Below are 19,621 nucleotides of genomic sequence, written 5' to 3'. Positions count from 1 at the left end.
CCTCCTGTCCCCTCGGCCCGGCCGCGGTTCGCCCCGGCAGTTCCACCCGGGCGCCTAAACTAAGGCCATGATCTTCATCGATCCACCCTTTTGGCCGGCACACGGGACGGTGTTCTCGCACCTGATCTCCGACACCTCGGTCGCGGAACTGCACGCCTTCGCCGCGGCTAACGGAGTTGCGGAACGCGCCTTTGACCTTGACCACTACGACGTGCCCGAGCGGCTCTACCTGGATCTTATGGCAGCGGGGGCCGTACCAATTTCCGGCAAGGAGTTGGCACGCATCCTGGTGGCATCGGGCCTGCGCATCAAGGCCAAGTACCGAGTCAAATCCGTGTCCACAGTTTTGGAGCTGCGCTGGAACGCACTCATGCCGAGGCAGCCGGGGCTGGGTGCCGAACTACTGGGGCGATGGAGCGAACCCCACCGCCACTACCATTCCGCCACACATCTGCTGGCGGTCTTGGAGGCGCTGGACGCCTTGACCGGGCACCAGACGCCCCGGCCCGTTGCGCTGGCTGCCTGGTTTCACGACGCCGTCTACAACGGCACGGCTGCCGACGAGGAGGATTCCGCCGTTTTGGCACAAGCGCGCTTAAACAAGCTGCTGTCAGTTGACGAAACGGCGGAGGTTGGCCGCCTGGTCAGGCTGACAGCCACCCACTCCCCCGCTACCGGCGACATCGCCGGACATCTCCTGTGCGACGCCGACCTGGCCATCCTCGGCGGTGAGCCGCAAGCCTACTCCCGCTACGTTTCCGGAGTGCGGAGGGACTATGCCCACGTGTCGGAGGGTGATTTTGCCAAGGGGAGGGCCGCCGTCGTGCGTCAATTACTGGCGCTGCAGCCGCTGTTCCACACAGCCAAGGGCAAGGAATTGTGGGCCGCCCGGGCGCAGGAAAACCTCAGCCGGGAGCTGTCGGCTATCTTGACCCCTTAAATCGGGCGAGCCAATAATTTGACGTCGAGCGCCCCGTAAGGGGAACGGCTACTGGGACGAGTTCTCCGTGGCCTGCCGAGCGGACTGGTCCTCAAGTATCGCGAGTGCTTTTTCGCTCGCAGCACGAATCCGACGCAGCGCACCGACGATGCTGATGCTCGCGAACAAGACAATGAGAATGAGTACGACGAGGAGCCAGGTGATATCCATGCGCTAACTCTGTCAGGTTCCCGCAACAGAGTTGAAAGGGAGTTCCTTATTTCACGGTTTCACTTTGCATCCACGCGTGTCCACGTCGCAATCTGCAACTCTGTCGTTCGGCCCGATTGCCGAACCGTTTAGGGGAATGGTTGGTTTTATGAGGCCATAGTGTTTTTGACAGCAGCGTCTACCACCAGTACAGCGGATACGTCGTACGCCTGAAAGCGGAGCGGGACAGTCCGAACAGTACGAGCACGATAGCCGCGAATCCGGCGCAGGCGACAAAGGAGAGCTGACCATCCACGGCCATTGCCCCGATGACGGCAGTTGCAGCGGCTGGAGAATGCGACGTGCGCGTCAGCAGCATTGCCCCGAGCGCGAGACCTCCAGCGATAGCAGCCGCCCAGAGCGAGTGGCTAGCCAGTCCGACCGTGACGCCCACGATGGCCGAGATCACCTGGCCGCCGATGACATTTCGAGGCTGAGACAATGGCAAAGACGGCGCGCCGGCGACGAGTGCCATGCTGGCAGCCATGGGCGGGATGAGCAGAAGGTGCCCAGTCAGGATGCCTAGTCCAACAAGGGTCACGAGAGCTACGGTCGACGTGAGCGTCGCGACCAGCAGTATGGTCATGGTCGGGCGCGCGGGGGCCTTGCTGGCCAGGATCTGTTTTACGTCCGATGCCACAGCTGCACTCCTTCTGAATGTGAGAACGATCGTTCTCCGGTAATTTGATAGCATAGAGAACGAACGTTCTCAGAGCAAATTCGAAGGATAGTGACAAGTCATGACGTCTCGCCCCGAAGTCGATCAGCTGTTGGACGCAGCAGAGAAACTGTTCTACGAACGCGGATTCCAAACCGTTGGGATGGATGCCCTTCGTTCCTCATCTGGCATGCCGTTGAAGCGCATCTACTCTCTGTTCGAAGGTAAGGACGCGATCGCGGTCGCTATGCTCGATCGACGCGACGATCGATGGCATGCCTCGCTCGCACGGCGAGTTGACCGCGAAACACAGTCGGAGAGTCGGGTGCTGGCGATCTTCGATTGGCTGGCTAGCTGGCTTGCAGGCGAAGGGCACCGAGGTTGCGCATGGATCAACGCTTTCGGCGAGCTCGGCGCAAGCTCGTCAGATGTCGCTGACGCAGTACGTCGACACAAGACACGGCTTCGAAACTATGTGAACGAGGTGGTATCGGAGGCAGGAGCATCACGATCAGTGGCCGATGGGGTATTCCTCCTGGTTGAGGGCTGCATGGTAACCGCAGGGATATCGGGTAACGCAGATGCCGCCGCACAGGCGAAAGGTGCAGCAGCTCAACTGCTGATCGCCTAACTCCGACTCGCCACCAACAACCTTCGGGCCAACGACCCCATTCGACGGGCCGAAAGTTCCGCGGCGCCTGAGCATCGCTCCCTGTGTCTGGCCGCCTTCCATGCAATCGATGCCGACCCCGCACAACTACTGTTAGTTGCGGTCGATGAGACCGAAACCGATATCGTAACCATGCAGTTGACCGTCATTCCCGGTCTCGCACGGTCAGGCGCGACACGACTGATCGTGGAAGCAGTCCGGGTACATGAGCGACTGCGTGGCAACGAACTTGGCTCAGAGATGATGAACTGGACTGTCGCTGAGGGCCGTCGCCGCATTGTTGCCTTGGTCCAGTTGACCAGCGACAAAGTTTGAGAAGATGCGCATCGTTTCTATGAACGTCGCGAACCCTATACGGGACACTACTTGTAGCTGCCTCAGGCATTAGGCGATTCGTGTTCCGACTGTCCACGTGCGGTGAAGGTGGTCCGCTTGCATGTGGGACGAGGACACGGTTACTGACGGAAGTGTGACCGCGTCAGCCCACCCGAAATATGCTGTTAGTAATACGACAGTTTCCTCTCACCCGCGTAGACCCTGGGCCGGTCTTCACGCTTCTTGCAACCAGCCCCCGGACATATGGCACAGTTGCGCCAAATAAGGAGCGTCGGGTCGCGCAGTAGGCTTTGGGCATGACCAGCAAAGACCTCAGAACCGCGCCGGAATTCGCCGGGCTTCCGATCTGCGAATTCGCTTTCCCGGGTCCGCTGCGCGAGAAGCTCATTGCGGCGATTTTGGATGGGTCAAAAATCTCCACCACGGCCACACTCATTGAATTTGAGGTGGAACAGGAAAAGCTGCCCCGCGTGGGCGAACGGGAAGTGGTGGTGGACTCCGCGGGCCACGGCGTAGCCGTCATCGAAATGACCGAGGTTCGCATGGACAGGCTGGCGGACGTCGATCTGCAGCACGCCGTCGACGAGGGTGAAGGCTTCACCACCGTGGCCCAGTGGCGGGCCGGCCATGAAGACTTTTGGCATTCCCCTGACATGAGAGCGGCCATGAAGGACCCGGAATTCACGGTGGATGACTCCACGATGCTGGTGCTCCAACGCTTCAAGGTCATCGCCCGGCTGCCATAGCCAGTCCGTCACATTTCCCTTAAGCTGGCGCCACTGAGACCTCAGGAACCGTCCGTTATTTGGCACGATGACGAAGGCTGGGGCGTCATCGACTCGGAGCAGACTCCGGGCGGCTGCTGGGCCCATTTTTCGGCCGTGGCACTGCAGGGGTTTCGCACGTTGGCGCCCGGGCAGGAAGTCGCGCTCGAGTGGGAAGCCGCCGAACAGGACGGTTACAACTTTCGGGCAACCCGGGCATGGCCGGCCGGAGCCGATCCCGCAGCGGGGGCACCCGCGGCAGACGCCGGTGATGCGTACAGATCCGGGTTGAGCATCCGCTTCGATGACTGAGGATTATCAGAATCCCGCAAAATCCGCTGCCGGATACCCTTGGTACATGGCTTCGAAGAATGCACCGCGCGCACCCCGGCTCACTCCACTTGACCTCCATGACCTGGCGGACAACGACGATGCGTTCTTTGGCCCCGGCGAGACCTATGACGGCCAGCGGTTTGACCGGACCGCCTTCGATGAAACCAACCTGACCTCTACGGACTTTCTGGAGTGCGAGCTCAACAGCCCAACACTCAACGATGCTGAATTGCGTGGCGTACGCTTCCGCGGCTCGGTCATCAATGACAGCTTCGCCCCGATCATGAAGGGCGCCCGGACTAGCTGGCGGGACACGGAAATAACGTCCCCGCGATGGGGTTCAGCCGAACTCTACGACAGCAGCTGGCAATCGGTGCGGATTGACGGCGGCAAGATCGACTTCCTGAACCTGCGCGCCTCCAAGATCATCGACCTGCAAATCAGCGATTGCATCATCGGAGAACTGGACCTGGGCGGGGCCAACGTCACCCGCTTGGCCTTGCAGAACTGCCGGATCGGCACCCTCGACCTGCAGCAGGCAACTCTGAAGGACGTTGATCTCCGCACCACAGACTTCCGCACGCTCAACGGCATTGGCTCCCTGTCCGGCGTCGTGATTGACGACTACCAGCTGGGACTGCTGGCACCCATCTTGGCAGCGCACCTGGGCATCACGGTCGCCTGAGCGGCTGGGACGGAAGGCAGGTCCCCGCCCGGGCGCCGCCGTCGTACAGGTCTAGCCAATCAGCGCGACACCCAAACTGGCGAGGATGCCAAATGCGGTGCCCCAGATGATGATGGAAATGACCTGCCACAGGATGACGGCATTCTTCGGCGCCCCAAAGGAGACCATGGCGGCCGAGGTAATCTGGCTGGGCAGAATGGCTTGGCCGGCCAGGCTGACACCCGCAACACCGTACTTGTCGAAGGCGTTGCGCAGTTTGGCCCGGCGCGGGGTCAACTCCTTCGGCGCCTTGCCCGCGGTGGCCTTGGCCCGAACCCCGTGCGCACTGAGGACGAAGATCAGCATGGAGACAATGTTTCCCACCACCGCCACGCTAATGGCAACCGCGGGGTTCAACCCGCCAATCACGCCCACCGCCGAGCCGAAATAGGATTCAACAAACGGAATGGCGGCGATGAGCAGCACGCCGATCCACTGCATCATCGGGGGCAGGGACGAGATGAAGGACTGCAGGGATTCAATCATGGTGACTACTTTCAAAAGGCGGAAGAACTTGATGATTCAATCCTTCCGCGAGCGCCTCCGCCCGCACAGTGCGTTGTTGTCACCGCTTCCCATGCACTTTGCACACGGAATCCATGACAAATGTCATTGCCCTAAACTGAACCCCATGCCCACCCCCGAAATCCCGCAGCCTCCCGCCACCCTCGGCCGCAGCGTGCGCACCACCTGGACCTACACGCTGGGTTCCATTGTGTTTATCCTCGTGGTCCTGGATGCCATGCTGCTGGGCCTGGCCGTGGAGTCCTTTAATGCCACGTACGACGTCGTTTCCGGGCTTCTCCTTGTCACTTTCCTTGCCGCTGTTCTCACCCAGGTCCGCTACGCCTGGTTCCTGCGGGCGGGGTTGGGCGGCGGACTCCCCCGCACGGTGTGGACGGTGGCGCTGATTCTGCCCGCTGCCGTGGTTTGGGTGCTGGGCCTGTTCGTGGCTGCCGATGCCCCGCTGTGGGTGCTCCCGCTCTGGCTCGCAGTCTGCCTGCTCGCCTGCCTGCTGCCCACGTGGCAGCGCATGGCGGTTCTGGGTGCCGGCCTCGCCGCTGCCCTGCTGCATCCTTTTGCTTACGCTCTCGTCAATGGCTCCGCGTACGGCGTGCCGGACAATCCCGGCGTGCGCATGCTCCTGGTTTACGCGGCGGGCATGCCCCTGGTGCTGCTGAGCAGCCTGTGGTGGTGGCGGGTTGTGGTGGAACTGGACCGGCACAGGCTCATGGCGGGGGAACTCGCCGTCGCACAGGAAAGGCTGCGTTTTGCCGCGGACCTGCACGACATCCAGGGCCATCACCTGCAGGTCATTGCGCTGAAATCCGAGCTGGCCGAACGGCTGCTGCCCATCGACGTCGACGCCGCACGCGCCAACATCCACGAGACCCGGCTCATTGCCAAGCAGGCCCTCGAGGAAACCCGCACGCTGGTCTCGGGCTACCGCGAAACGTCCCTGGAAAATGAGCTGGAGAATGCCCGCGAAGTCCTCACGGCTTCCGGCGCCGCGTGTGAACTGCAGCTGACCCCCGTCCCGGCAGGCCCCGCCGCGCACAAGGCCCTGGCCATGACAGTGCGTGAGGCAACCACCAATATTCTGCGGCACAGCGACGCCACAACGGCCGCCATCACGCTGGCAGCATCGCCTGGCGGGGCGTCCCTCACCATCAGCAACAACGGGGCCGTTTCCCCAATACCGGGCACTGGCACCGGCCTGCTCGGGCTGCGGGAACGCCTCGAGGCCCTGGGTGGCACACTTGAAACGTCCATGGACACCGGTCGCTTTGAATTGCAGGCATGGGTCCCCACTAAAGGAACACTGCCATGACCGACGCCCAGGACAGCCGCCTTATCCGGCTGCTGATTGCCGACGACGAACATCTCATCCGGGGTGCCTTGGAGGCACTCCTTGGCCTGGAATCCGACATTGAGGTGGTGGCGAGCGCCGACAACGGTGTGAGTGCAGCAGAGCTGGCCGTGTCCACCCAACCGGACATCTGCCTTCTGGACCTGGAGATGCCGCAAGCCGACGGCCTCGAGGCTGCGGCCCGGATCCTTGCCACCGTCAACACGCGGGTCATCATCGTCACCCGACACGCCCGGCCCGGGGTGCTGCGGCGGGCCCTGGCCGCCAAGGTATCAGGGTTCGTGCCGAAGTCGACCCCGGCGCAGGAGCTGGCCCACGTCATCCGAGACGTGGCAGCCGGCAAGCGCTATATCGATCCCGACATTGCCGCTGCCGCCCTGACGGCCGAACGCTCCCCGTTGACCGACAGGGAGCTGGAAACGCTTCGGGTCAGCCGCACCACTACCAGCGTGGCGCAGATTGCGCAGCAGCTGCACCTGGCCCCGGGCACGGTGCGCAACTACCTGTCCTCGGCCATGATGAAGCTCAATGCCGCATCCCGGCATGAGGCCGCCGACAAGGCGTGGCAGCAGGGCTGGATCTAGGCACGGCTGGATCCTTGTTGCCTGGCCGCGAGGGCACCCGCGTGACGAGGCGTTGACACGTCGGGCGCCCAACAAACAGCAAGAAAACGTGACTAAGCTGGTCATGTGATGAAACGTCCTACCTCCTCGGAAATTGTCCTTGCCCGCCGTGGCGTTGCCGGCCACCGCCAATACCGCATCCCCGCATTGGCGGTCTCCACACGGGGCACCATCCTGGCCGCCTATGACGGCCGCCCCAACCTGGACGACCTCCCCAACCCGATCGACCTGTTGCTCCGGCGCAGCACCGACAACGGCGCCACGTGGGGCCCGCAGCAGACGGTCCGCACCGGCACTGGCCTGGACGGCTACGGGGATCCGAGCCTGCTCGTCGACACCGTCACCGGACGCATCTTCATGTTCCATGCGGCCGGCACCCACGCCGGTTTCTTTGAGGCAGCCGCAGGCCTGGACAATCAGGACGCCATTCAGCACGCGGACCTCAGTTTCTCTGACGACGACGGCGAAACCTGGCAGCACCGCCGCCTCACGGCCATGCTCAAGGGCGAGGGTGTCACAGGATTGTTCGCCGCCGCGGGCGCCGGCATCCAGCTCCACACGGGCCCGTTCCAGGGCCGCCTCGTTCAGCAGTTCGTGCTCCTGCACGAGGGCGCAATCAAGGCTGCCAGCGCCTACAGCGACGACCACGGCGAGAGCTGGTCGCTGGGCGAATTCATCGACGGCGCCAATGAAAACAAGGTCGTATGCCGCACCGATGGCAGCCTCCTGATGCACTCCCGTGCCACTCCGCACCGGCTCACGGCCCTCTCCACCGACGGCGGCCGGTCTTGGTCCCCCGCGCAACCGCACTTCGAACTGCCCGACCCCAGCGACAACGGCTCCGTGGCCCGCTTTGACGGCCTGCCTTCCGTCGCCGGCCTCGCCTCGCCGAAGACCGCCGACTGGCTCATCGCCACGCACAACCACGACCCCCTCCTGCGCCGCAACACCCTCCTGAAGCTCTCGCAGGACAACGGCGCAACCTGGCCATTCGCCGTCGAACTTTGCGGGGGAAGCTCGCAATACTCCACGGCCACGCGCCTTCCCAACGGCCGCATCGGCGTGCTTTACGAGCGCCAGGGCTACCAAGAAATTGTGTTCACGTCGGTGGACCCGCAGGAGCTGCTTGCCTCCCCTACCGCTTCCCTGACGCACGACGCCGGAACCTCCTTCACGGGCAGCGTCGGCTTGAGCGTGGTGTTGCGTTCCATCACGCCCGGCCGGCCAGCCGTGTGGGAGAGCGTGGGCGAGAGTTTTGTGCTCACTCAAACCGACGGCGACTGGGACCCGGCGGCGTGGAAGGAAGTGGGCCAGGGTTACTCCGCGGAGGCCCCGCAGGTGCTCTCCAACCGCGAGTCGCAGGACCTGAACTACGGAGCGGTGATTCCCGGATACAAGGCCGGGGATGTACTGGCGTTTGCTGGCCGGGTGGAAAACTCCGGTCCCGTGCAGGATGTGGCGGTGTTCTTGGCGGACGGGCTGGGCGCCAGCAGGACCGTTGTAGCCTGGCAGCCCCTGGATCCGGACTCCATGCATGGCTTTGCCGCCACGTACACAGTCACCGAGGCGGATATTGGTGCCGGTGTGGTGTCTCTGGAATTCCGGCTGCTCGTGGGAAGCATCGGCTCCGACCAAGGCGTCCGCAGGCTCTTCACCTTCGGCGTTCCGACGGGGGACATCGAGGAGCACTGACGCCCCCGCCCGCCGCCCCTCACCCAATCCCCAGAACGCTCGCTCACATACGGGCCTGTTTCCCAGAACCCTCGCTCACATACGGGGGCTTGTCGGCAACGTTCTCGCACCGACCGCAGGAGCGTTTACGAAATGACCCCAACTACTGAGCGAGCGTTCGCAGAAGGTGCCCCGTATGTGAGCGAGCGTCGGTAGTGGGGGTTATTTGGCGGGGCCGTTTTTGTCGTCGAATTCCTCGAGGGCCTTGGCGATTGACTGGTTGGCGTCGGCCGCCTTGTGGGCTGCCCTGAGCGTTTCCGACGTGACGTTGAAGCCGGCGACCCGCGCCTGCAGCTGCGTGAGTGCGGCGATCAGCATGGTTTCTTGTTCGGCCAGGGCATCGCGTTGGGACATCAGGTCGGCCAGCTGACCGCCCATGATGAGGTGCCGGCGCATGGCAGTTTGGGCGGCCCCTTCATCACCGGCGGTACGGGACTTAGCCGCTTGTTCCTCGAGGGAATCCAGCGCCTGTTGGAGGTCGGCGGCCTGCAGGTCCAGCCGCTGCCGGCTCACCGAAACATCGGCGACGCCTCGACGCATCTTTTGCACAGCGGCCTGCTGCTTAAGTTGGGCATCCGCCATGGTGAGCTGGCCCGCGGAGGAGGCATCGGCGTCGTACTTCTTGGCAGCGTTCCTGCCACGAAAGAACGCGGCGATGCGGGAGAGTACGTTCATCGGGTCAGGCTAGTCGTTGCCGAGGTCGGTGTACGTCTTTGACCAATTTTTCAGCATCGTAGCCTCGATTTCCAGGGTGCGGGTGAGGTCCTTCAGATCCGCACTGCCGGACGGCGCGGCGGCACTTGCCAGGGCGTTGCGGACACCCCTGGCCGTCTGCGTGATCTGCTCGACCTGGCCGGCGAGGGTCTTGGCGTAGAGCCCCTGGACCGCGGCGTCGGGTTCCTGCTGGGCGACGAGCAACTGGTGCTCCATGACGGCGCCGGTCTCCTCCAGCGTGGTGAAAATCGAGGAAAGGTTGCCGGTGTACTGGCCGGTGCTTTGGGCTACGTCGAGGGACCGGCGGGGGGCCTCAAGCGACTCGGCGAGGGCCACACGCTGCTTGAGAATAGCGGCAACAGGGCCCGTGCTGGACTCGGCCCGGACCTTCAAGGCGCTGCGCTTGGCGGATTCGTACTTGGGTTTGCCGATCTTCACGAGGCCCACCACGCCACGGGAAACCAGCACTCCCAGAGTAATGGCAGCACCAACAGCAAGGGCAATGAGCACCAGCATGAGGATCAGAAAGACTGTGCCGAAGTCCATGGGTGATTGCTTCCTTGCCTTTGCGTGATGGGCGTTCCAGTTCAGCGTAGCACCGGAAACTCCGGGTTTTCTGGGACAGTTTCACGCTTTTAGGGTAAAAACAGGGGGATCCCTGGGGCGTTTGTCGGTGGCGCACGGCAGAATGGAAAGATGAAGACAATTTTGAATATCATTTGGCTGGTGTTTGGCGGCCTGTGGCTGGCTCTTGGCTATTTTTTCGCCGGGATACTGTGCTGCATTCTCATCATCACCATTCCGTGGGGCATCGCGTCATTCCGCATTGCCGGCTATGCGCTGTGGCCGTTTGGGCGCACCGTCGTGGACAAGCCCGGCGGCACCGGAATCGCCAGCACCCTGGGAAACGTCATTTGGATTCTGGTTGCCGGAATCTGGATAGTCATTGGCCACATCACCACCGCCTTCGCCATGGCGATCACCATCATCGGCATCCCGCTGGCCATCGCGAACCTGAAGATGATCCCGGTGTCCCTGATGCCGCTGGGGAAGGAGATTGTGCCCACCAACCAGCCATTCGTAGCCACGTACCGTTGAGCCCGGTTCCCGCCTTGGCCCCCTCGATCGTCGACGCGTCCGGCACGGTGCGATGCCGCGTAAGCTGGTGCCATGCGCAATAAGACCACCGATTGGCTGGACATAGTAGTCAACTTCGCCAGTTTCGCCGCCATGATCCTGGTGCTCACCTTCGCCAGGATCAACCTGCCGCTGAAGATCGTGCTGGCCTTTGCCGTTTCCCTGGCCATCACGGGAGGCTGGTCGTACTACAAACGCAAGCTCCGCCGTCGGCCCTCGGACCTCAAGCGTCTGCACGTGTACAGCGAGAAGAACGCGGACGAGCAATAGTGGAAATCATTCGCCACGCCTCACTGAAGACTGCGCCTTGGGCCGGCGGAACGTCACGGCAGATCGCGGCTGGACCCGACCCCAAGAACTGGGACTGGCGCCTGAGCATTGCCGATATCGCCAAGGCAGGCCCGTTCACGCCCATGCCGGGCATTGACCGGATCATCACCGTTGTAGAGGGCGAGCTCATTGCCCTGACCGTCGACGGCGTTGAGCAGGCACTTGAAAAGTACCGCCCGTTCCGCTTTTCCGGCGATTCGCAGACCTCCGCGAGCTTGCCCACCGGCGCACTCAAGGACCTCAACCTGATGACCCGGCGCGGCTCTTTCAAGGGCTACGCAGCCATCATAGAGCTGTCCAAGAAACGCCCCCACCCCGTGTTTGCGGACCAGTTTGCCGTGCTGTTGCAGGGCTCGGCCACGGTGTCCCCCGCCGTTGTGACCGCTGCAACGGACGACGGCGATACCTCCTCCGCTGCCCCCGCCGCCGAGGCGTTGGGCAAGTTTGACACCGTGGTGGGTTCCGAGGACGCCCCGGAGATTTCCGGCCGCGGCTTCCTGGCCGTGCTGAGCATCGACCCGGTTTCCTAGAACACCATGACGTCCCTGCGCTACAGCGAAATCGATGTTTTCTCGGACACGCCGTACCGGGGCAATGCCTTGGCCGTGGTCCACGACGCCGATGGCCTGAGTTCCGCGGACATGCAACAGTTTGCCAACTGGACCAACCTGGCCGAAACAACGTTTCTGCTTGCCCCTGCCGATCCCCAGGCTGACTACCGTGTCAGGATCTTTACGGCGAGCGAGGAACTTCCGTTCGCCGGTCACCCCACGTTGGGAACCGCGAAGGCATGGCTGGATGCAGGCGGGACGGTGGGGCCTGGCGGGTTTGTCGTGCAGGAGTGCGCGGCCGGGCTGGTCCGCGTCCGCGTCGACGGGGATGTCATGGCGTTCGAGGCACCCCCACTGACCCGCTATGAGGCTGTTGCGGAAACCGATCTGCAACACATTGCCGGCGTCTTGGGGATTGCCCGAGGACAGATTCTCGATTCGTCCTGGCTGGTCAACGGCCCCCGCTGGATTGGCGTCCGGCTGGCATCTTCGGACGATATTTTGGCGCTGCGCCCGGATCCCGGAAAGTTGGGTGACCTCGAGATTGGTGTGGTTGGCCCCTGCAGCCCCGGCGGGGAGACCCAATTTGAGGTGCGGGCCTTCTTTGGCGGGGACGCGGTGTGGGAGGACCCAGTGACCGGCAGCCTGAACGCAGGACTTGCCCGATGGCTGACTGACACGGGGATCGCGCCACCACAATACGTGGTGTCCCAGGGGACAGTTCTGCACCGGCTGGGCCGGGTGCACATCGGTGTGGAAGGTGAAGCCATCTGGGTTGGCGGACACGTGACCAGGTGCGTCGCCGGAACAGTCCGGCTATAGCTGCCCTGGCCGTTCGATCATGGGCAGAAGCCCCCAAATCATGACCACCGCCTGCAACTCAGTCGTCGGGGACATCCTAACAATCACAATTTCCTGCTGACCTTCAACAGAGAGCGACGGACAGCCTGTGTAGCATGGCGTTGAGTCCAGCCACTCAAAACGTTAGGTCGTCATGTCACAACAGTTGAGACAATACGCAGAGCGATGGGCCGCAGCGGGGATGATCCTTCTAAGCATGACCGCATGCACCTCGGGCGCAAACACACCTTCCGCCGAACCTGCAACAAGTCCTCTTGAGAGTTCGCAATTTGCGGATATGCACAGTCAGGACATCGGGGAAACCGAACTGCCGATTCAACCCGAGGGGTTGTCAACTAGCGGATACGACCACATCGAAACAGCTACGGGAACCAATTTCATTTCACATGCCGCCAGGACAGTGGATATGGATGTCGTCTGCGACTCGACGGGACCAGTCGTCTTTCAAATCGGGTCCTCTGAAAAGAGCAATCTTTACACAGTGACCTGCGACAAAAAAGTTCAAAATAGACGGGTCGAGATTGACGCGGGAGACATCGTCGTCACCATCTATGCCCGAGACAAATTCGCAGAAGTTAAATGGCAAATTTCCACCCAGTGATGATGGAAATTGACTCACCCAAATTTTGGCGGGAGTTCATCCCAAAGCTGAATGATTCATCTGTTCAATTTGACCCGGCTCAGTAGTGTTGCGGATTCCGCTCCCGCTTCGTCGGTTCCTGCTCTGATCCCTAAAACGCTAGGACGACGAAAACGCTAGAACGACGACAGCGCGGTGACAAGGACGCCGGGCACGAAATTCGTCGCGGCTATCCCAGGAGGCGGCGTTCGTAGGCGAAGGCTACAAGCTGCAACCTGGTGCGCAGCCCGAACTTATCCAACACGCTGCGCAGGTGCGTCTTGACGGTCGCCTCTGAAACGAACAAGCTGCCGGCAATCTCGGCGTTGGCCAGTCCCTTGGCTGCCAGCAGAAAGATGTCCCGTTCACGTGGTGAGAGCGCATCGAGTATGGACAGATCGGGTCCCTCCGTTGGATAGGTCCTGGCAGCGTGCCTGAACAGGTCCTGAACGGTCCCCGGCGCAATGACCGAGTATCCCGAATGCACGGTGCGAATGGCCGACAGCAGAAATTCGGGCTCCGCACTCTTGAGTAAATATCCGCTGGCCCCTGCCTGGACAGCTTCCACCACGGCCTGGTCGCGGTTGAAAGTGGTCAGTGCGATGATGCGCGGCTTCTCAGTCCCGGCGGCAGTCGATGCCTGAGCAATACGTCGGATGGCGGTGACACCGTCCATGACCGGCATCCGCAAATCCATCAGCATGACCTCGGGATTCACCCGCGCGGCAAGAGACACCGCTTCCTCCCCGTCGCCCGCCTCACCCACCATTTCCATGTCCTGCTGGCTTTCGACGAGCATGCGTATGCCTGCCCGGAAAAGTTCTTGGTCGTCAACCAGTGCCACTGTAATAGCGGATCCCGGATCAACCACTATGACCGCTTCCCGCCGCAGCAGCCGTCTCCAGCGCATCCCGTTGCTGGCCCGACCCGCCACACTCGGCACCGTTTTCGATTGCCGGGCCCACGCCGTCGGGCATGTCTTGTGGCATCCCGTAGGGCAGGAAAACTGTCACACGGAACTGTTGGCCGTCCGGCCCGGCACTCATCCATCCACCCGCCAAATGAGCGCGTTCCCGCATGCCGGCGATGCCGCGGCCCTGGCGGGGTTCTTCGGCCTGGTGGGTAGCCGTGTCGGGAACATCAGAGGAAATATGCAGCGTCAGCCCGGGGCCGCTCCAGTCAAAATGCGCTATCACGGGAATCCCCCTGCCACCATGTTTGAGCGCATTGGTGAGGCACTCCTGCACTATCCGGAACACGGCAACCTGCGCGCCGGTGGTCAGTTCCACAGGGGTCCCCAACTCGGTGTGGGAAATCTTCAGGCTGCCCTGCCGCATTCTTTCGATCAGGGGGAGCACATCGCTGAAGCGAGGCTGGGGTGCGGCAACCCCATCACCGGCGCCTTCGATCACGCGCTGGGCATCCACGAGGGCACTCCGCGCAGCACTGGAGATATTCTCCAGAGCGTTGAGAACTGGCTGAGGCTGGCCTGCACTAATGTAGCGGGCACCGTCGGACTGGGCAGCAATGACCGCGAGCGAATGGGCCAACACATCGTGAAGATCGCGCGAAATACGGCTTCTCTCCTGTTCGATGATCAAGTCAACTTCGGTCTGCCGCAGGGTGTCCACGGCGAGATTGCGGTCCTGGAACAACCCGCCGCGTTCTTCGTAGAGGGAGAGTGTACGGCCGGCTGCGGCGAATCCCACAGCGATCAGAAGCAGCAACACCCCGACCCACAAAGAAAACACCAGTCGATTTAGTGCTTCACCGCCAGACTGGTTGAGCAGCTGCCCATCGGGACTGGAGTACCAGCCCACACCGTCGCCGTACTGCCCAGCCATCAGCAAGATTGTCATAAGCACCAGAAAAACTGCGTTGGATCCAACGGAGACGACGCGTGCACGGCGATCGCCGGTCCATTGAATGAAGGCCAAGGCCATGAAGGAACCAACATATATGGGCCAATGGTTGGCTTCCATGGGCGGTATCAGGCCGAGCAACTGCCCGAGCAGCAGCGCAGCCGTGAACCCCAGTGATACGTAGTGCTTCCAGGCGGAGACGGCGATGGAGGCGGTTGATAGCAGGAGCGGCATGGTTCCGTTCCAGGTGGGCAGGCCCGGCCACGGCCCCATCCTCCCGGCCTCACCGACCAGCCAAAGAAGGGTGAACACCACAGCAGTGAGTGGTGCACCCCAAATTCGCAATACGTTCATTAGCTTTTCCATGCCTGCAACACTAACCATGCGGAAGCCTCATGAAGCGTGTTTTTCGGGTTCCTGGACCGAGTTCAACCCAAAAGCTGGATCCTTCATCTTTTGGGCCAACGCAGCGGTTCGTCGCTGATGGCAGGCCATGGAATTCATCCCAGGGGGTGAGAATCGCGCGCCGCACCTTGCCTAGACTTGGGGTTTTCGGGGGGAAGGTCATCCAATGACAAAAATTCGCACTGTGGCTGTGCTGCTTTCAATATTGTTGCTCGGCGCCTGCGCAGCTCCGCCAACCACCACGTACACCAACACTGCCGGGCAAGAGGTCAGCGTGAGCTGGAAGGACTATCCGGTCCATGCCTATTCGCTGCCTGAGGAACTCCTCGCAGCGCCCATCAAAGAAGACGCTGAAGGAGTTTCAGCAGCAATTCTGGACGAGCTCAAGGCAGCGCTGGCTGAAGAGTTCGGGCTGCAGTGGACCGCCAGCGGCGAGGCCGGATGGTATCCCGCCCAAGGCAACGGATACGGCGGCAAGGCCATGACCACCACGTTCAACTCGGTGTCATGGGCCAGCAACACCGCCCCGGCCGAAACCGTCGATTGGGAACGAATCCTGGCCGTCACCAACCGCATCACCACCGCTCGGGGGCTTGGACTGGTGAAGTTGTCCCCCGACGCCGACAGGCTCAAGGACGACTCCGCATGGCACGAGGAACTGGTGGAGAAGTACGGCACGGCGGATCTGGACAAACTTTACTGGTGGTCTGGCACAGCCTATGCCGACTCGCAGTGGCTGTCCTTGACAATAGTGAACGTGGACCGGGACACCACGGGTGCTGCCGCCAAGGAATATGCGGGCTCCGCCGGGCAGCCGCGCAGCATCTCCCTCGACTACGGGGTGACCACGATTGCCGAAGCAGATCTCCCGGCGTTCAAGCAGGCCCTTGAGCCATTTTTGGACCTGGCCCCGCCGGAGCCCACCACTTCAGATTAAGTTCGACGCCGCGTCCCCGGCCGGGTGCCCACGCGCCGCCATCAGTGACCCCGGCGCCCGGCGGGCCGCACGCAAAAGTCGGGTTCCGCCGTCGTGCTTGCCCTGATTAAACAAATCTGACCCGCAGTAAACGGCGAAAATCCCCGAAATTCAAGGTTTTCGCCGTTTTCTGCGGGTCAGTTTAGGAACTGCTAGCGGCTGCGGCGCTGGTTTGAAGCCGGAGCCGATGCGCGGCGGGGTCCGCCGGAACGTGCCGGGCGGGACTTGTCGCCGCCGTTGGCGTTGTAGCTGCCGCCGGAGGTGCCGCCGGTGTTGGAGGACCAGGCAACGCTGGATCCGCCGCGTGAACCGGCACCTTCACGTGCGCCTTCGCGTGCGCCTTCGCGTGAACCACCCTGGGGTGCGCGGCGTCCGCGGGCGACGTCGCCGTCGCGGGCCGGACGGCCCTCGCCGCTGCGTGCCGGACGGCCGGAGCCTGCCGGGCGTGAGACCTGGCCGTCGCGACGCTCGGAACGGTTGCCCGCCGCGCCTTCGCGCGAGCCACCCTCGGAGGCAACACGTCCACGTCCGCCGCGGCCGCCACGACCGCCGGCCGTGGGGGCTGCGCCTGTGCGGGCGCGCTTGCGCTGGGCGTTTGCACCGGTTGAGGTGCCGCCGCCCTGTGCAGGCTGCTTCGAGGCGAGCAGTGCTGCGCGGGTGCGGGGGTCAATCTTGTCGGCAACGTCGCCCACCAACGAGGCGATCACGGGTGAGCTGGTGGTGACGCGCTCAAAGTTCACGTCCACGCCGGCTGCGCGCATGAGCTTCTTGACGTCGCTCTGCTGCTCGGGGAGCGTCAAGGTGACGACGACGCCGTCGGATCCGGCACGGGCGGTGCGGCCTGAACGGTGCAGGTACGCCTTGTGCTCTGTGGGCGGGTCGACGTGGATGACCAGTTCGATGTCGTCAACGTGCACGCCGCGGGCGGCAACGTCGGTGGCAACCAGGACGCGGACGTCGCCGGTGGAGAACTCGGCCAGGTTCCGGTCGCGGGCGTTCTGCGACAGGTTGCCGTGCAGGTCGACGGCGGGGATGCCGGCGTCGGTCAGGGTCTTGGCAAGCTTGCGGGCGTGGTGCTTGGTGCGCATGAACAGGATGCGGCGGCCTTCACCCGATGCGAGCTCAACAATGACCTGCTTCTTCACCGTCTGGTCACCAACGACAAGTACGTGGTGTTCCATGGTGGAGACGGCGGCCTTGGCCTCGTCCACCGAGTGGGTGAGCTGGTTGGAGAGGTAGCGCTGGACAATCTTGTCCACGCCGTTATCCAAGGTGGCGGAGAACAGCATGCGCTGGCCCTGCGTGGGGGTGGTGTCGAGCAGGCGCTTGACGACGGGCAGGAAGCCGAGGTCGGCCATGTGGTCGGCCTCATCCAGCACGGTGATCTCAACGTTTTCCAGCGACACGATGCGCTGCTTCATGAGGTCTTCGAGGCGGCCCGGGCAGGCGATGACAATGTCAACGCCGGCGCGCAGGGCCTTTTCCTGGCGGGCCTGTGAGACGCCGCCGTAAATGACTGTGGTGTTCAAGCCCATCGCCTTGGCGAGCGGCTCGATGGTGTTGTTCAGCTGGGTGGCCAGCTCGCGTGTCGGCGCCAGGACCAGGCCCATGGGGCGGCCGGGCTTGCGGAAGTAAGGGGCTTCGCGCTCGGCCAGGCGGGCCACGAGCGGGATGGCGAAGGCAATGGTCTTGCCGGAGCCGGTGCGGCCACGGCCCAACACGTCACGGCCTGCAAGGGTGTCCGGCAAGGTCTTGACCTGAATGGGGAATGCTTCCTCGATGCCCTGGGCGGCGAGTGAAGCAACAATTTCCTTGGGCGCACCAAGGGCAGCAAAAGTTGTCATGTAAAGAGAGAATCTTTCGTAAGGCGGTTCAACGTCCCACAGTCAGTTTTGACAGCGGGTTCGCCGATTCAATGCCAGAGCGAGTCAACCGCGAGATGCTTTGAAGCGAAATCAATGCGGGACAAGTTGCATGCGTTCATCGACGCAGAATGCGCGAGATGCACATTAAGTAGTCCTATTCTAGCAGCGGTACGACGCCGGGCACTCACCTTAGTGCCGCATCTCACCTTCGCCCCGGCTCGCCCGGGCGGCTGGTGCCGTTGAGGAAGTTTGAAACAGCACCTGATGCGCCTGCACGGCGGCCCCTTCACGGACGCCCGCCGATCCCCGGTACGCTTAACGGTGATGAGTGAAACCCCAGCTTCCGCCACCGAAACCCCCGCATCCGCAGCGACCGATGCATCCGCGACCGACGCATCTGCCAGCGACGAGCAGCGTGCGCCCCGCACGGAGGACGGCTCGGCGCGGCCCATCACCCCGGGAACCCAGGCCGCCGAAGGCACCTACCGCAGGCAGACGGTGTCATTTGTACGCCGCGGCACCCGCCTGCAGGGCAAGCGCCAGAAGGCCTGGGACGAACACTCCGCATACCTGGCCGTGGACATCCCCCGCCATATCGCCGACACCTCCGTCCACCCGGAGTACGCCTTTGACGCCGCGGAGGAATTCGGCCGCACAGCCCCGCTCGTCGTCGAAATCGGTTCGGGCTTGGGCGACGCCGTCATCCACGCCGCCATGGAAAACCCGGACAAGGACTTCCTGGCCGTGGAGGTCTACACGCCCGGCCTGGCCCAGACCATCCAGAAGCTCGTCGCCAACAAGATCAGCAACGTCCGTGTGGTCCAGGCAAACGCACCCGAGGTCCTGAGCACCATGCTGCCGGCCGGTTCCGTGAGCGAAGTCTGGGTATTCTTCCCCGACCCCTGGCACAAGACGAAGCACAACAAGCGCCGCATGGTGAAGGACGCCTTCGCGCCACTCGTGGCCCGCGTTCTGGCCCCCGGCGGCACCTGGCGCCTGGCCACCGACTGGTCCTCCTACGCCGAGCAGATGCTGGAAGTGGGCAATGCTTCGGCAGACTTCTCCAACATGCACGACGGCGAGCGCGCCGGCTCCGAGAGCCCCCTGACCGCGGCGCGCCTCAGCGGAGTCGACTGCGAACAAAGTGATGAGCCGGATGAGGCCGGCGGCTGGGCTCCGCGCTTCGACGGGCGCGTACTGACCAGTTTTGAGGGCAAGGCGCACAAGGCCGGCCGGGTCATCTTCGACCTGGCCTTCCGCCGCAACTAACTTTCTCTTCTCCCGACCCTCCCAGCCGCCAAGGCCCACGCGCCTTGGCAGCCGGACCATGGACGCGCCAGCGGACGTGTTCCGGGACGGCGCTGGGCGGGTCGCCTTGCGTTATGCCCTTTGTCGATTCGAGA

The 19,621-nt window shown here is 63.0% G+C and carries 23 protein-coding genes; 15 read left to right on the top strand and 8 right to left on the bottom strand.

Annotated features, from left to right (window positions below; translation table 11 throughout):
* Positions 1-67 precede the first annotated feature (67 nt).
* Entirely contained in the window at positions 68-940 is an 873-nt protein-coding gene (locus tag art_RS14305) for a DUF4031 domain-containing protein (protein WP_038465811.1), read from the top strand.
* A gap of 48 nt (positions 941-988) precedes the next feature.
* On the opposite strand, the gene art_RS22300 is transcribed toward art_RS14305, so the two are convergent.
* Both art_RS22300 and art_RS14300 read right to left on the bottom strand, forming a co-directional pair.
* Positions 989-1,150: a hypothetical protein gene (locus art_RS22300; RefSeq protein WP_157875276.1), complete on the bottom strand. Its 162-nt coding sequence runs from the start codon at positions 1,148-1,150 to the stop codon at positions 989-991.
* 178 nt (positions 1,151-1,328) lie between these two features.
* Positions 1,329-1,829 carry an HPP family protein gene (locus tag art_RS14300; protein ID WP_038465809.1) on the bottom strand — a complete coding sequence of 167 codons (501 nt, stop codon included), beginning with the start codon at positions 1,827-1,829 and terminating at the stop codon, positions 1,329-1,331.
* A 100-nt stretch (positions 1,830-1,929) separates the two neighbouring features.
* Between art_RS14300 and art_RS14295 the strand changes: the two genes are divergently transcribed.
* From art_RS14295 to art_RS14275, 4 genes are all read left to right on the top strand, one after another.
* Positions 1,930-2,478 carry a TetR/AcrR family transcriptional regulator gene (locus art_RS14295; protein ID WP_038465806.1) on the top strand — a complete coding sequence of 183 codons (549 nt, stop codon included), beginning with the start codon at positions 1,930-1,932 and terminating at the stop codon, positions 2,476-2,478.
* 671 nt (positions 2,479-3,149) lie between these two features.
* Positions 3,150-3,599, top strand: a complete 450-nt coding sequence (locus art_RS14285; protein WP_052136582.1) for an ASCH domain-containing protein — start codon at positions 3,150-3,152, stop codon at positions 3,597-3,599.
* Between the two features lie 135 nt (positions 3,600-3,734).
* The gene (locus tag art_RS14280; RefSeq protein ID WP_253901367.1) at positions 3,735-3,929 is read left to right on the top strand and encodes a hypothetical protein; all 195 of its coding nucleotides are present in this window, start codon (positions 3,735-3,737) and stop codon (positions 3,927-3,929) included.
* Between the two features lie 46 nt (positions 3,930-3,975).
* Positions 3,976-4,635 (top strand): pentapeptide repeat-containing protein, encoded by a 660-nt coding sequence (locus tag art_RS14275; RefSeq protein WP_038470320.1) that lies wholly within the window; start codon positions 3,976-3,978, stop codon positions 4,633-4,635.
* Between the two features lie 51 nt (positions 4,636-4,686).
* Here art_RS14275 and art_RS14270 read toward each other — a convergent pair whose 3' ends face one another.
* Positions 4,687-5,160 carry a hypothetical protein gene (locus art_RS14270; RefSeq protein ID WP_038465801.1) on the bottom strand — a complete coding sequence of 158 codons (474 nt, stop codon included), beginning with the start codon at positions 5,158-5,160 and terminating at the stop codon, positions 4,687-4,689.
* Positions 5,161-5,305: 145 nt separating this feature from the next.
* On the opposite strand from art_RS14270, the gene art_RS14265 reads away from it, so the two are divergent.
* The 3 genes from art_RS14265 (at position 5,306) to art_RS14255 (ending at position 8,859) form a co-directional block, all read left to right on the top strand.
* Entirely contained in the window at positions 5,306-6,505 is a 1,200-nt protein-coding gene (locus art_RS14265) for a sensor histidine kinase (RefSeq protein ID WP_052136581.1), read from the top strand.
* Entirely contained in the window at positions 6,502-7,128 is a 627-nt protein-coding gene (locus art_RS14260; RefSeq protein ID WP_038465800.1) for a response regulator transcription factor, read from the top strand. Before art_RS14265 ends, art_RS14260 begins: the two co-directional genes overlap by 4 nt.
* Before the next feature lie 108 nt (positions 7,129-7,236).
* Positions 7,237-8,859: an exo-alpha-sialidase gene (locus art_RS14255; protein ID WP_052136580.1), complete on the top strand. Its 1,623-nt coding sequence runs from the start codon at positions 7,237-7,239 to the stop codon at positions 8,857-8,859.
* A gap of 201 nt (positions 8,860-9,060) precedes the next feature.
* Here the strand turns inward: art_RS14255 and art_RS14250 are convergent, their stop codons facing one another.
* Together art_RS14250 and art_RS14245 are read right to left on the bottom strand one after the other, a co-directional pair.
* Positions 9,061-9,573 (bottom strand): PspA/IM30 family protein, encoded by a 513-nt coding sequence (locus tag art_RS14250; RefSeq protein WP_038465796.1) that lies wholly within the window; start codon positions 9,571-9,573, stop codon positions 9,061-9,063.
* A gap of 9 nt (positions 9,574-9,582) precedes the next feature.
* Entirely contained in the window at positions 9,583-10,158 is a 576-nt protein-coding gene (locus art_RS14245) for a hypothetical protein (RefSeq protein ID WP_038465794.1), read from the bottom strand.
* 150 nt (positions 10,159-10,308) lie between these two features.
* On the opposite strand from art_RS14245, the gene art_RS14240 reads away from it, so the two are divergent.
* From art_RS14240 to art_RS14220, 5 genes are all read left to right on the top strand, one after another.
* Positions 10,309-10,710 carry a YccF domain-containing protein gene (locus art_RS14240; protein WP_038465791.1) on the top strand — a complete coding sequence of 134 codons (402 nt, stop codon included), beginning with the start codon at positions 10,309-10,311 and terminating at the stop codon, positions 10,708-10,710.
* Between the two features lie 72 nt (positions 10,711-10,782).
* On the top strand, positions 10,783-11,019 hold the full coding sequence (locus tag art_RS14235) for a hypothetical protein (protein WP_038465789.1): 237 nt from the start codon (positions 10,783-10,785) through the stop codon (positions 11,017-11,019).
* Positions 11,019-11,609, top strand: a complete 591-nt coding sequence (locus art_RS14230) for a HutD family protein (RefSeq protein WP_038465787.1) — start codon at positions 11,019-11,021, stop codon at positions 11,607-11,609. Before art_RS14235 ends, art_RS14230 begins: the two co-directional genes overlap by 1 nt.
* Positions 11,610-11,615: 6 nt before the next feature.
* Positions 11,616-12,452 (top strand): PhzF family phenazine biosynthesis protein, encoded by an 837-nt coding sequence (locus art_RS14225; protein WP_038465785.1) that lies wholly within the window; start codon positions 11,616-11,618, stop codon positions 12,450-12,452.
* Between the two features lie 235 nt (positions 12,453-12,687).
* Entirely contained in the window at positions 12,688-13,092 is a 405-nt protein-coding gene (locus tag art_RS14220; RefSeq protein WP_162182063.1) for a hypothetical protein, read from the top strand.
* Positions 13,093-13,300: 208 nt separating this feature from the next.
* On the opposite strand, the gene art_RS14215 is transcribed toward art_RS14220, so the two are convergent.
* A complete protein-coding gene (locus art_RS14215) occupies positions 13,301-13,954 on the bottom strand; it encodes a response regulator transcription factor (RefSeq protein ID WP_253901366.1) in 654 nt (217 codons plus the stop codon).
* 19 nt (positions 13,955-13,973) lie between these two features.
* Positions 13,974-15,326, bottom strand: coding sequence for a sensor histidine kinase (locus art_RS21755; protein ID WP_253901365.1), 1,353 nt, complete (start codon positions 15,324-15,326; stop codon positions 13,974-13,976).
* 217 nt (positions 15,327-15,543) lie between these two features.
* On the opposite strand from art_RS21755, the gene art_RS14205 reads away from it, so the two are divergent.
* Complete coding sequence (locus art_RS14205) at positions 15,544-16,314, top strand: hypothetical protein (RefSeq protein WP_038465776.1); 771 nt, start codon at positions 15,544-15,546, stop codon at positions 16,312-16,314.
* Between the two features lie 191 nt (positions 16,315-16,505).
* Here the strand turns inward: art_RS14205 and art_RS14200 are convergent, their stop codons facing one another.
* Positions 16,506-18,197: a DEAD/DEAH box helicase gene (locus tag art_RS14200; RefSeq protein WP_038465773.1), complete on the bottom strand. Its 1,692-nt coding sequence runs from the start codon at positions 18,195-18,197 to the stop codon at positions 16,506-16,508.
* Positions 18,198-18,542: 345 nt separating this feature from the next.
* On the opposite strand from art_RS14200, the gene trmB reads away from it, so the two are divergent.
* Positions 18,543-19,487: a tRNA (guanosine(46)-N7)-methyltransferase TrmB gene (gene trmB, locus art_RS14195; RefSeq protein WP_082000572.1), complete on the top strand. Its 945-nt coding sequence runs from the start codon at positions 18,543-18,545 to the stop codon at positions 19,485-19,487.
* The last annotated feature ends 134 nt before the right edge of the window (positions 19,488-19,621 follow it).

It is taken from the genome of Arthrobacter sp. PAMC 25486 (genome assembly GCF_000785535.1).
Classification (GTDB): Bacteria; Actinomycetota; Actinomycetes; order Actinomycetales; family Micrococcaceae; genus Specibacter.
The sequence above is the reverse complement of the archived record's forward strand: the minus strand, read 5'-3'. Positions and strand labels throughout refer to the sequence as shown.